This window comes from Lysinibacillus sp. COL-1 (genome assembly GCF_059814265.1).
The window spans coordinates 1460812-1473653 of record NZ_JCAWSJ010000004.1; the positions used below are offsets into that span (position 1 = coordinate 1460812).

Genomic DNA, 12842 nt, shown 5'->3' on the forward strand with positions numbered 1-12842 from the left:
GAGTCCAGTGAATGATCAATTAGTCTCTATGATTACACAGCTTGTTATGGAAAAGATGGAGAAAAGCACCGAGAGCCAAGTGCCTGAAACGGTAGCTACTCCAACAGAACAACCTCTTATTACGTTTTATGATACAGCAGCACATCAGGCAACAGAAACAACAACATCAAGAGCAACATCGCAGGAGCCATTAATTCAGCTGTATCAGCATGGAGCTCCACAGCAGGCGACGGTAGCTCCTACTGCTACTTTCGAACAACCCATCAATGTAGCTGTGTCGATTAATCCTTTTCAGTTTGAGGCAGATACGTTAACGGATAGTGTACAAGCCGCTAAAAAACATACACCTGCTCGAATTGGCGTTGGAAGAGCGGGGACAAGACCAAAAACAAAAACTTGGTTAAAATTCCGACTCGATCATGCTGCTGCAGTGGATGCCGTGTATGGTGAAGTGTCCGAGGGTCTTTTACAAAAGCTTGATGTCTTTCAGGTCACAACGAAAGTCACGGATAAAGAGGAATACATTACAAGACCTGACTTAGGTCGTCGTCTATCAGACGAATCAAAAGCGTTAATTCAGCAAAAATGTAAGCCGCAACCAAAAGTACAGATTATTATTTCGAATGGCTTAAGTGCTAGTGCGATTGAGGAAAATGTGCAAGATGTGTACTTAGCCCTTCAGCAAAGTCTTAGCAATTTAAATATTGATATCGGCACAACTTTCTATATTGATAAAGGGCGTGTTGCTTTAATGGATGAAATTGGTGAGCTGCTACAGGCAGAAGTGATTGTTTATCTCATTGGTGAACGTCCAGGGCTTGTATCTGCTGAATCGATGAGTGCGTATCTATGCTACAAGCCAAGAATCGGTACAGTGGAAGCGGAGCGTATGGTGATATCAAATATCCATAAAGGTGGTATCCCACCATTAGAAGCAGGTGCTTATCTAGGAACCATTGTAGAAAAAATCTTGCATTATCAGGCAAGTGGTGTAGAGCTTGTCGCAAAAGAAGGTTAGGGGGCTGAACCATGAATCCTCAAAAAATTATGGCGCAAATTTTAGCGATGCAAACCATTCCAAGAGTGAACAGTGAACTAGCAGAGCAGTTAGATTTGAAGCCATATCAACACAGCATTGGACTTGTCACACTGACAATCGACGATGTGGGTTATGTTGCCTTAGACGAGGCAACAAAAAAGGCAGATGTCGATGTTGTCTATGCGAAGAGTTTTTATGCGGGAGCGGCTCATGCATCTGGCCCATTGTCAGGTGAAGTAATTGGCATCATTGCGGGAAGCTCACCTGATGAAATTCGTAGTGGACTTGATGCCATTCAACAAAAAATTGAATTTGATACGTACTTTGAAGCCATTAATCATAATGACAATCACGCCCTGTTTGCCCATACCGTGGCAAGCTGTGGTACGTATCTTGCCGAGCTTGCAGATGTAAAGGTTGGCACACCACTTGCTTATTTAATCGCACCGCCATTAGAGGCAATGATTGGATTAGATGCAGCATTAAAAGCGGCAGATGTGGAGTTAAAGGTTTTCTTTGGCCCTCCGTCTGAAACCAATTTTGGTGGCGGCTTATTAAGTGGTAGTCAATCGTCATGTGAGGCTGCGGCAAATGCTTTCAGAGAAGCTATTGAAAATGTAGCTAGAAATCCAGTGATCTAGAAAGGAGGCGGCTTTATGGCCACATTAGACAAAGACTTATTAGCGATTCAGGAAATGAGAGATGCTGTAAAACATGCTAATACAGCACAGGCTGCCTACATGCAATTTTCACAGCAACAAGTAGACAACATTGTGAAGGCTGTTGCGGATGCTGCCTTTAAGGAAGCAGACCGTTTAGCAAAAATGGCGGTGCAAGAAACAGGGATGGGTATTCCCAACCATAAAAAGATGAAAAATGAAGTGGCTTCAAGAGATGTCTATGAGGATATCAAAGACTTAAAAACGGTTGGCATTGTGGGCTATGACCGCATGAAAAAAGTAGCCGAAATCGCTAGTCCTTTTGGCGTCATCGCAGGTATAGTGCCAACGACGAATCCAACCTCTACAGCCATCTTTAAAACACTTATTTCTTTAAAAACAAGAAATGGCTTAGTACTTAGTCCACATCCATATGCCGTGAAATGTACGAAAGAGGCTTTAGATATTTGTCGAGTAGCTGCTGAAAAAGCAGGTGCACCAGAAGGTTTACTACAATGTTTAACGATGTCTTCTATGGAGGCAACACAGCAGCTAATGAAGCATCCTGACATTCATTTAATTTTAGCGACTGGTGGCGGTGCATTGGTGAAGGCAGCGTATAGCTCTGGCAAACCTGCTTATGGTGTAGGGCCAGGGAATGTACCAGCTTACATCGAAAAATCGGCTAATCTTCAAAAATCTGTACGTCAATTAGTGCAAAGCAAATCGTTCGATAATGGCACAATCTGTGCAACAGAGCAAGCCATTATTGTGGATAAGGCAATTGCAGAGCAAGTGCAGACAGAATTAAAGAAAAATGGTGCTTATTTATTAAATGCTGAAGAAAAGGCCAAAATGGAGAAATTGATTTCGCCTGTTCCTGGAAAAGTAAATCCACAGATTGTTGGCAAATCAGCTACTTGCTTAGCAGATTCTGTTGGCATTACGGTACCAGACGATACAAAAGTACTCGTTGGATTGGAAACGATGATCGGTAAAAATATTCCGTTTTCTCTTGAAAAATTGTCACCAATCTTTGCCCTTTATGTAGTAGAAAACAGTACAGAAGCAAAGCAAGTCATGATTGACCTGTTAAATATTGGTGGACGCGGACACACATGCTCTATTCACACAGAAAATGCAGCATTAGCAGAGCAATTCTCCGTTGAATTACCAGTATCACGCATTGTGGTCAATACATTATCATCTATCGGTGCAGTAGGTGGCACAACGGGGCTAGCCCCATCCTTTACATTAGGCTGCGGTACATTTGGCGGCAATATTACGTCAGATAATATAACAGCAAGACATCTATTAAATATTAAACGTATGGCGTACGGTATTAAAGATGTTGAAGTGCCAAAACCAGAATTTGAAGTACTGTCCGTTGTCGAGTCGGTTGTAGCACAAGAACCTTCTTTAGATACGACAATGGTTCAGCAAATTGTCGATCAAGTATTAAAACAAATCACATTACAAAATAAATAATTTGGAGGAATGACAAATGAGTACAGCATTAGGAATGGTAGAAACAAAAGGTTTAGTAGGAGCAATTGAAGCAGCGGACGCAATGGTAAAGGCAGCAAGTGTTAATTTAGTAGGCAAAGTACATGTTGGTGGCGGTATCGTGACAGTTCTTGTACGCGGAGATGTGGGTGCGGTGAAAGCAGCAACAGATGCAGGTGCAGCAGCAGCACAACGTGTAGGAGAACTATTATCTGTGCATGTAATCCCACGTCCACACCACGAATTAGAAATGATTTTACCAAAAGCAGAAGCATAATTTATCTTCTTTCAGTAGGAGACGCTTATTGCTATAGATGGTGTGAGATAAATGCCAATATAGCTTCCATTTACAAAACACGTACTGGATAAGAAGCCATTATGCCAAGACGTAATGGATCAGCATGAGAGCTGACCTAACCGTAGGAAAGCTCTTATCTTGTCCAAGTCAAAACAATTTATGAAATATAGAGGTGGCTAACGTGATAACAGCGACAAAAACATTTCCAGTGGCCATTTCGGCTCGTCATATCCATCTTAGTGAAGCGGATTTACAAGCACTTTTTGGTCCAAATGCAACGTTAACAAAGGATTTTGACTTATCACAGCCAGGGCAATTTGCTGCCAAGGAGCGTGTCTCAATCGAAGGGCCAAAGGGCATTATTCATAATGTCCGTGTCCTTGGACCTGTAAGACCAGCAACCCAAGTGGAAGTCAGCCGCACAGATGCGATGAAGCTTGGGGTTACCCCTCCTTTAAGGCAATCAGGAAATATTGAAAACTCGGCAGGCATTAAAATATTTTATCAAGACAAAGTGTTGGAGATACAGCAGGGGGTCATTATTGCACAGGCACACATCCATATGACAGAACAAGATGCCAAAGAATTGGAAGTACACAATAATGAATTGGTTTCAGTGGAAGTCATCAGTGATCGACCTGTCACTTTCCGTGGTGTCGTTGTACGTGTTTCAAATGACTTTAGTTTAGAGATGCACATTGATACAGATGAAGCAAATGCAGGCTTTATCGAACAACAAGCACAAGGTAGATTAGTAAAAGTATCATCGTAAGGAGGAGGCAAGATGCAAGAAAATTTAGTGCAAAAAATTGTGGAAGAAGTTCTGCAACAAGTTTTAAAAAATCAATCTTCCTCTCCACATGACGGTAAAATTCCCGTTGGCGTATCCGCTCGCCATGTCCATCTTGCACAAGCAGAGGTGGAGCAACTTTTTGGTGAGAATTATGAGCTTACACCAAAGTTTGAGCTTTCACAGCCAGGACAATTTGCTGCGGAGGAAACCGTTGTCATCGCTGGTCCCAAAGGATCGATTGAGCGAGTTCGTATTCTGGGCCCAGCTCGCTCCTTGTCTCAAGTGGAAGTAAGCTGGACAGATGCAATGAAAATAGGATTGAAGCCCCCGTTAAGAGTTTCGGGTGATATTCAAGGCTCTAGCCCTGTTACATTGATTGGTCCAAAGGGGAGTGTTGTGTTAAATGAAGGACTCATTGTAGCACAGGCACATATCCATATGTCCCCTGCGGATAGTGCGAGATTCAATGTAGTAGATGGACAGTCTGTACAAATCAAGGTAGGGGGTATTCGCCCCATTATTTTATCGAATGTGATCGTCCGCGTATCAGAGCGTTATCGATTAGAAATGCATATTGATACAGATGAAGCAAATGCAGGGTTCATTCAACAAGGAACGTTTGCTGAAATGATCCATCATCAAGTAAGCGAGCCAGCCATACCTGAGAAAGAACAGTCACCAGCTATACAGAAAGTAGCGCAACCATCTGTCTATCATTATGACAAAAAGCTACTTTCACAAATAGAAGTGCTAGATATCGATGCACAAGAAATTGTGGTCCCGAAGAAAACGATTGTGACAGCACTGGCTTATGATAAATTACGAGAGTTAAATAAAACATTAACAATTCGTTCGGAGTAATAAGAAAATCTGTGTCGCATAAAGAGGGTGAAGTTCATGCAAATGGGAAGAGTGATAGGCAGTGTATGGGCAACACGCAAGGAGGAAGGGCTGAATGGTTTAAAGCTACTCATCATTCAACCAATTGACTCCAATCAACAGCCGATTCGCACAGAAATGGTGGCAGCTGATCGTATTGGTGCGGGTATTGGTGATGATGTACTCATTACAAGCGGTGGGTCATCACGCTATATTATGAAAGAAAATCCGTTACCAATCGATGCAGTGGTCATTGGTATTATTGATTCTACTGAAGTGATGAGAGGTGAGGACAATGAGTAGTGCAATTGGTATGATTGAGACCAAAGGATTAGTTGGTTCATATGAAGCGGCTGATGCGATGATTAAAGCGTCAGATGTGACAATCGTTAAACAAGAATTCGTCGATGGTGGTATTGTGACGATAGTCGTAAAGGGCGACGTAGGTTCTGTACAAGCAGCAGTGGAAGCTGGTAAGGCTGCTGCCATGCGTGTTGGTGAATTATTAGGTGCTCACGTCATTCCGAGACCTGATGAAGAAGTATTCCAAATGATTAAAGGACCAGAGGCACCAAAGAAAAAGCCTGCCACTACAACAGCATCAACACGTGCTAAAAAAACAGCAGACACAACATCACCGACAGATAATAGAGGTGACGCATAATGGCATTTCGTAAAAATAAAATTGCTGTGATTGGTGCAGGTCATACAGGTGCTACATTAAGTTTATTTTTAGCACAGAAAGAATTAGGCGATGTGGTGCTAGTAGATATTCCAGAAGCGGAGAACCCGACAAAAGGGAAAGCATTGGATTTACTACAAACAGGCCCTATCGAAAAATTCAATGTGTCGATTAAAGGGACAAGTCATTACGAAGATATTGCTGGTGCTGATATTGTGGTCATTACAGCAGGTATCCCTCGTAAACCAGGGATGAGCCGCGATGATTTAGTCACAACAAATGCAAAAATCATTCAACAAGTGTCAAGACAGATTAAACACTATGCACCCAACAGTATTGTCCTTGTGTTAAGTAATCCGGTTGATGCCATGACCTATGTGTGTCATAAGGAAACAGGCTTTGCCAAAAATCGGATTATCGGTCAGTCTGGTGTATTAGATACAGCCCGTTTCAATACATTTGTTGCACAAGAGCTACAAATTGCTCCAGAGGATGTATCAGGCTTTGTGTTAGGTGGACATGGTGATGAAATGGTGCCATTAATTCGCTATTCCTATGCAGGAGGCATTCCATTAGAAAAGCTAATTCCCCAGGATCGACTACAACAAATCGTTGAACGTACACGTAAGGGCGGCGGTGAGATTGTCGGATTGCTAGGCAATGGTAGTGCCTACTATGCACCAGCAGCAGCGTGTGCACAAATGGTAGAAATTATTATGAAAGATCAACGGAAAATTATCCCCTCTATTGCCCTATTAGAAGGAGAGTATGGCTACAACGATCTGTTTTTAGGTGTACCAACTATTTTAGGTGGCAATGGGATTGAATCTGTGATTGAATTGCACCTAACAACTGAAGAACAAGCAGCTCTCCAGCATTCAGCTGAGGCTGTGAAGCAAGTGATTGCTATTTGCCAAAACATTGAATAGGGTAAACAGACTCTGTTCTTTGATAGAAAGAAAGTATCCCCAACTTTCTTTCTTATTGCTCTTAATTAATGTTTGATTGGAAACCGAACATGACTTGAAAGCTAGTTAAAATCCCCCTAATAATATATAAAGCTCTTATTTGTAAGAGGATAAACTGTAGCAAGCTCAAAAGTTTGCTACAGTTTTTTTATTGCACATTCACAACTTATATCATAAAAACAATGATGCCTTCTACTATAATCAAAGTAGGAGGGATGTGGATGAACAACATCGTACAGGAGATGATTGATTGCATTGAAGGTCATCTCTTAGAAGGGTTTTCGTTAGAGCAATTAGGGAAGGAGATGGGCTATTCTCCTTATTATTGTTCTTTCAAATTTCATCAGATGACGGGGATGACGATTAAAAAATATATGTCATTACGAAAAATCTATCTTGCATCCTTGGTATTAAAAGAGACAGAGGAGAAAATTATTGATATTGCTTTCTGCTATGGTTTTTCATCTCAGGAATCCTTTTCAAGAGCATTTAAAAGGGTCTTTGGCATAAGCCCGTATGATTATAGGAGGTCTCCTCAGCCTATGCAAACATTTGTGAAGTTAAATTTAAATGATGAAAGAGGCTGGTTTATAATGGACATTTCTCAAAAATTGAAAATTAAGGAATTACAAGAAAAGATTTTTGAGCAATTTGATCAAGAGACTTTGAATGTATTAAATGGTCAGATGATGTATGAAGAATTTGCAAAACATCAATTAATGGGAAATAGTGATTATGTACCTTTCAATGAAGCCATGTGTACGAATCCGACTGCTAGCCCGATTTTCAGCGAGGAATTCAATCAAATCCGAGCGGCTGGGCATCAAGTGTCATTACAGGCATACGAGCAAATGACATTGAATCCTTTGAAGCCTCTATGGACAAAAGGCTATCAATGCATTGTGTTATGGTTTGGGGATGATATGTTTTGTCAGATGAATTTATTGACCATGCTTGCTTTTCTCGAACAACAAGGATATCAAGGCAAGGTCTATTTCCATATGGTCAAGGAAACGACCTATGATGTGGAGGAAACAGAGCTGGAGTTAGGAGGCTATCTAGAGGTCTATCAAGAAGTTTTCATGCACCATCGTTTTCCGAAGGCTACACTTTTACCCGTCATGTATCAGGGCATTCAATTATATTTTAACTATTTACAGGAAGAAAATGATATTACGACGTATATAAAAAAGCATCTTGAGCAGCCGCTAGGGGATTTAATGAAGCAATTATTTTCTCTCTTCCCTCACTATGGGTTAGGAGATAGTCAATATTTAAAAATAATAGAGAAAGTAAAAGACGAATATTCTGAATAAAAATACTAAAAAGTCCACAATATACAAAATTTTCGAAAATATGATAAACTTATAATGTAAAAGGAGGATGAATGCATGACAGTTCAACAATTTACAGACTATGTGAAGAAAATGCAGCATTATGAGGAAGCACTCAATGTCGTTTATTGGGATATGCGTACGGGTGCACCGAAAAAAGGTTTAGCACAACGTTCAGAGGTAATCGGTACATTATCTGCTTCTTTATTTGATATGCAAACAAGTGAAGAATTGGGGGAGCTTTTAGTAGCTTTAGAGTCACAAAAAGCTAATCTTGACTATGTAACATTACGTTTAGTGGAAGAAGTAAGAAAGAATTATGATCAAAACAAAAAAATTCCAGCTGACGAGTATAAAAAATACGTCATTCTTCAATCGAAGTCTGAAACTGCTTGGGAAGAAGCGAAGGCAAGTAATAATTTTGCATTATTCCTTCCATATTTAGAGGAAATCATTCAATGGCAGAAAAAATTCATTCACTATTGGGGAATTAAAAATGGATCTCCTTACAATACATTACTCGATTTATATGAACCAGATATGACGACTGATGTTTTAGATCAAGTATTTGGTGACCTACGTACATCCATTGTGGAACTTGTCCAAAAAATTGCCAATTCATCGAATAAACCAGATACAAGCATGTTATTTAAGCATTTCCCACGTGAAGCACAGCGTGAATTATCGTTAGAATTGCTTGCTCAGCTTGGTTATGATTTTGATGCAGGGCGCTTGGATGAAAGTGTGCACCCATTCATGATTGGCTTAAACTATGGAGATGCTCGGATTACCACTAAATATGATGAAAATGACTTCCGTTCTGCTATTTTTGGCACAATTCATGAGTGTGGTCATGCGATGTATGAGCAAAACATTGATGAAAAGCTTGCAGGTCTGCCATTGGCTACTGGTACTTCAATGGGTATTCATGAATCTCAATCATTATTTTATGAAAACTTTGTCGGCAGAAATGAAAAGTTCTGGGAGCATAACTACGAGCGTCTTCAGCATTTCTCACCAGCACAATTTGGCGATGTTGCATTAGGCGATTTTTTACGTGCCATCAATATGGTCGAACCATCTTTTATTCGTATTGAAGCGGACGAATTAACGTATCCACTACATATCATGATTCGCTATGAAATTGAACGTGATCTGTTCAATGGTGATTTACAGGCGAAGGATCTACCACAAGTTTGGAATGATAAATATGAGGAATATTTAGGCATTCGTCCTGAGTCTGATGCACAGGGAGTGCTACAAGATATGCATTGGTCAGGTGGCATGTTCGGTTATTTCCCATCCTATGCATTAGGAATGATTTATGCAGCACAATGGAAGCATGCGATGGATAAGGATATTCCTCATTTTGATGAGCTATTAGAAAAGGGAGAGCTACTGCCAATTCGAGAGTGGCTAACTGAGAAAGTTCATCAATATGGAGCATTGAAAAAGCCATTCGAATTGCTAAAAGAAGCGACAGGAGAAGGCTTAAATGCTAAATACTTAGCAGACTATTTACAAGATAAATATAGGAAGCTCTATCAACTATAATATAAAAAAAGCGATTTCTCATTTCTGAGAAATCGCTTTTTATGTCTAAATGCTTACCACAATTGATAGCCTTTGGAGCCAGCCGGTGAGTTCGAAATAATATCGATAATTGGCACTGTGTAAGCGAATAAAATTAACGCTACTAAAATAACAAGCCATACTTTGAAGTTTTCTAAAATAGCTGGTGTTGGGCCGCTAAGCTCATGTACATCACCAATAGGGAATTCTTCTTCACCTTTAGGTGCAAACCAAGCTAATTTCACGACGATATACATAATGACTAGAATCGCGATAAAGAGAATCGTTCCGCCTACAGCTTGTGCGATTTGATAAGGAATCCAATCATAGGCCTGTGAAGCACCACCATATTCTGAGTAATCTGAGCGACGAGGTGCACCGATAAGACCAGCAATATGCATCGCAGAAGACATAATCGTCATACCAGTAGCCCATAAGATACCAGCGAAATTACTAAGATTATTTAATGATTTCGTCAATGTACGACCTGTTAAATGTGGAATTAACCAGAAGGCCGCACCGAAGTAAGTTAAAACAACAGCTGTAGCAATTGTTAAATGGAAATGCCCTGTAACCCAAATGGTATTATGGATTAATTGGTTCATTTGATAGGAGGCATTGACAATACCACCTGCACCACCAGGAATAAATGCCACCATACCGATAAATGGAACGAAGAAACGAGCATCTTTCCATGGTAATTTTTTAAACCATCCGAACAGCCCTTTACCACCTAATTCACGACCACGTAACTCGAACATGGCAAACATCGAGAAGGCTGTCATAAGAGATGGGACAATTACAGCGAACGTTAATACAACTTGAATGAACTTCCATGTACCATCAATACCAGGCTCTGTTAACTGATGGTGAATCCCAACAGGAATAGAGAAGAGTAAGAACAGCATGAACGAAAGTCTTGCTAAAGAATCGGAGAAAATTTTTCCGCCAATTACTTTTGGAATAATCACGTACCAAACCATGTAGGCAGGTAATAGCCAGAAGTATACAAGTGCATGCCCGAAATACCAGAAGAGGGTACGGGATAATGCAACATCGACACGTTCAATTAAACCTAATGACCATGGTAACAGTTGAATTAATACAGAAGCTGCTACACCAAGTGTTGCCACGAACCACATTAAATTATTGACAACTACCATAAACGATAATAATGGGCTGCGTTGTCCGCTACCTTTATTTTCTTTGCGCCACTGTACATAACGTAAAATTTGACCTGCGCCGCCAACCCAAGAACCAACCACGACTAATGTAAGGCCTAAATAGAAAATCCAGTGTGCCTTTAGAGGTGCATAGAATGTATAAAGTACAGTTGCTTTATTCAATAAAACCATGGTTGCTGAAGCAGCTGTACCAATTGTCATTAACCAAAAACCGATCCAGCCAAGTCTACGTTGACTAGCAGTGAATGTACCAGATGTACGACTTACACTAGCAATTTGGAAGCCGTAAATAAAGAATGTAGTTAAAATAAGACCAAGTAATACACCGTGTACTGTTAAAACTTGATAATAGCCAATGCCTGCTGGTAATGTAAATTGACCAGAACGCACAAATACTTGTAATAAACCTGCAAGACCACCTAATAGCAATGAGATGAATGCCACATAAATATGTGCCATTGCTAGCTTTGCATCGCGACGATCTACTTTTGTCATCGAATTAGTGTGACTCATTTGAATCCACCACCTTTAGCATAGAGTGCATCATCGTATGTCCTGTACCACAATACTCATTACATACGATTAAAAACTCGCCTACTTTGTTAACTTCTGTTACGTATTCCGAAATATAACCAGGCTCAAGCATCATGTTGATATTCGTACCTGCCACCTCAAAACCGTGCATAACATCTTCGCTTGTTGCGATGAATTTCACCTTTGCACCAAGTGGTACCTCAATTTGTGGAGGATTATAATTGAATGCAGAAGCTACTACTACCACTTCATAATCCCAATCTTTTCCCTCGACCTTATGAACTCCTGGATTATCAAAAGGTGCTGTCTCTTTCACTTTCTCGTAATCTAGTGTTTTTTTACCATTGTTCGGATGGGAGCCTTGATGAAATGCCCCGATACCGAGAATGATCAGGAATGCAACTAAAGTAGCAACTCCGAACACAAGCCAATACTTCTCATACTTATGTATGTGCATATGTTTCTGTCCCTTCTTTATATATTAAAATCTTCCAATGAACAAATCGAAGCAGTACACCCAAAGTAAAATGATGATAATACCAACTCCAAAAACTGCATAGAGTGAACCTTTTAAATTTTCATCTGACTTCTTTTTGTTGTTTGCCATTTTTGCCCCTCCTACGCTTTTTATTGTTGTGTTTCTTACTGTCATCATATAAAAATCCATATCATTTTGATGTGAAAAAAATCACACTTCTACACGTATTATGTGAAGAAAGTGTGAAGAATTAAAAAAAGAAAAAAACAAGCCATCTCAAAAGTCATTGAGAGAGCTTGTTATCTTATTATATTTTGCTTAATTTTAATAAAAACAATAGATGGAGAAAGACTTGCACATTCCTTCCCGTTTTTTCTACCTATACATGAAGGCTGTAGGCTTTTGCATACAATGATCCATTCTAGTTTTTTATCCTTCTTCCTCGATGGTTAATAGAACTGTTAATGCACCAATGCTTGGAACCGAAACTGGGAGAACAAATGCTTTTTCAAAGCCGTATAACTTTGTATTGCCCACCATCACGGTTGGCGGAGTGATATCAATTTCTAAGCTTTCTTGCCCAACAGTTGTACATAAATTTCCTGCAATCATGTTACCAAATTCTCCAGTAAAGGACTCTAGCATTTCTCCCTCCAGTGGCATACCGAACATGGTACTCCCAATCCCGCTAAACACATCGGGGGATGAATCAATGATAACGCGACCCTTTACATCTCCAATTAAACCAATTAATACGCCCATTTGCTGCTGTTGAAAGGGTTCAGAAATAATACTAGGCGACTTTACTTCTATATCCATAGGAAGAATGGATTTTAAAGCGTGAATAGTCCCGTTTAAAATAGTTTGAAAGTACTTCGAATTACTCATCATTACCGCATCCTTTTTCCGACTTTTC

15 protein-coding genes are annotated in these 12842 nt (G+C 40.1%); 11 read left to right on the forward strand and 4 right to left on the reverse strand.

Annotated elements, in window-relative coordinates; all coding sequences use genetic code 11:
* Window positions 1-7 precede the first annotated feature (7 nt).
* From eutC to AC6BKE_RS15415, 11 genes are all read left to right on the forward strand, one after another.
* Window positions 8-1018: an ethanolamine ammonia-lyase subunit EutC gene (gene eutC / locus AC6BKE_RS15365; protein ID WP_499857157.1), complete on the forward strand. Its 1011-nt coding sequence runs from the start codon at window positions 8-10 to the stop codon at window positions 1016-1018.
* A gap of 11 nt (window positions 1019-1029) precedes the next feature.
* Window positions 1030-1680 carry an ethanolamine utilization microcompartment protein EutL gene (gene eutL / locus AC6BKE_RS15370; protein WP_036118375.1) on the forward strand — a complete coding sequence of 217 codons (651 nt, stop codon included), beginning with the start codon at window positions 1030-1032 and terminating at the stop codon, window positions 1678-1680.
* A gap of 15 nt (window positions 1681-1695) precedes the next feature.
* Complete coding sequence (locus AC6BKE_RS15375; RefSeq protein ID WP_051891579.1) at window positions 1696-3186, forward strand: aldehyde dehydrogenase family protein; 1491 nt, start codon at window positions 1696-1698, stop codon at window positions 3184-3186.
* A 16-nt stretch (window positions 3187-3202) separates the two neighbouring features.
* Window positions 3203-3481, forward strand: coding sequence for a BMC domain-containing protein (locus tag AC6BKE_RS15380; RefSeq protein WP_004269321.1), 279 nt, complete (start codon window positions 3203-3205; stop codon window positions 3479-3481).
* 202 nt (window positions 3482-3683) lie between these two features.
* Complete coding sequence (locus tag AC6BKE_RS15385) at window positions 3684-4274, forward strand: phosphate propanoyltransferase (protein WP_058845096.1); 591 nt, start codon at window positions 3684-3686, stop codon at window positions 4272-4274.
* Between the two features lie 12 nt (window positions 4275-4286).
* Window positions 4287-5156 carry a phosphate propanoyltransferase gene (locus tag AC6BKE_RS15390; RefSeq protein WP_058845097.1) on the forward strand — a complete coding sequence of 290 codons (870 nt, stop codon included), beginning with the start codon at window positions 4287-4289 and terminating at the stop codon, window positions 5154-5156.
* Window positions 5157-5192: 36 nt separating this feature from the next.
* The gene (locus AC6BKE_RS15395; RefSeq protein ID WP_036118365.1) at window positions 5193-5477 is read left to right on the forward strand and encodes a EutN/CcmL family microcompartment protein; all 285 of its coding nucleotides are present in this window, start codon (window positions 5193-5195) and stop codon (window positions 5475-5477) included.
* On the forward strand, window positions 5470-5838 hold the full coding sequence (locus AC6BKE_RS15400) for a BMC domain-containing protein (protein WP_058845098.1): 369 nt from the start codon (window positions 5470-5472) through the stop codon (window positions 5836-5838). The genes AC6BKE_RS15395 and AC6BKE_RS15400 overlap by 8 nt, the downstream gene beginning before the upstream one ends.
* Window positions 5838-6785, forward strand: a complete 948-nt coding sequence (gene mdh, locus AC6BKE_RS15405) for a malate dehydrogenase (RefSeq protein WP_058845099.1) — start codon at window positions 5838-5840, stop codon at window positions 6783-6785. Before AC6BKE_RS15400 ends, mdh begins: the two co-directional genes overlap by 1 nt.
* A gap of 260 nt (window positions 6786-7045) precedes the next feature.
* Window positions 7046-8140 carry a helix-turn-helix transcriptional regulator gene (locus AC6BKE_RS15410; RefSeq protein ID WP_271912863.1) on the forward strand — a complete coding sequence of 365 codons (1095 nt, stop codon included), beginning with the start codon at window positions 7046-7048 and terminating at the stop codon, window positions 8138-8140.
* A gap of 75 nt (window positions 8141-8215) precedes the next feature.
* Window positions 8216-9712, forward strand: a complete 1497-nt coding sequence (locus tag AC6BKE_RS15415; protein WP_340833918.1) for a carboxypeptidase M32 — start codon at window positions 8216-8218, stop codon at window positions 9710-9712.
* A gap of 53 nt (window positions 9713-9765) precedes the next feature.
* Here AC6BKE_RS15415 and AC6BKE_RS15420 read toward each other — a convergent pair whose 3' ends face one another.
* The 4 genes from AC6BKE_RS15420 to AC6BKE_RS15435 form a co-directional block, all read right to left on the reverse strand.
* The gene (locus AC6BKE_RS15420) at window positions 9766-11427 is read right to left on the reverse strand and encodes a b(o/a)3-type cytochrome-c oxidase subunit 1 (RefSeq protein ID WP_058845107.1); all 1662 of its coding nucleotides are present in this window, start codon (window positions 11425-11427) and stop codon (window positions 9766-9768) included.
* Entirely contained in the window at window positions 11414-11905 is a 492-nt protein-coding gene (locus tag AC6BKE_RS15425; RefSeq protein WP_036118325.1) for a cupredoxin domain-containing protein, read from the reverse strand. The genes AC6BKE_RS15420 and AC6BKE_RS15425 overlap by 14 nt, the downstream gene beginning before the upstream one ends.
* A gap of 24 nt (window positions 11906-11929) precedes the next feature.
* Complete coding sequence (locus AC6BKE_RS15430) at window positions 11930-12055, reverse strand: hypothetical protein (protein WP_255358839.1); 126 nt, start codon at window positions 12053-12055, stop codon at window positions 11930-11932.
* 300 nt (window positions 12056-12355) lie between these two features.
* Window positions 12356-12814: a chemotaxis protein CheX gene (locus AC6BKE_RS15435; RefSeq protein WP_036118321.1), complete on the reverse strand. Its 459-nt coding sequence runs from the start codon at window positions 12812-12814 to the stop codon at window positions 12356-12358.
* Between the last annotated feature and the right edge of the window lie 28 nt (window positions 12815-12842).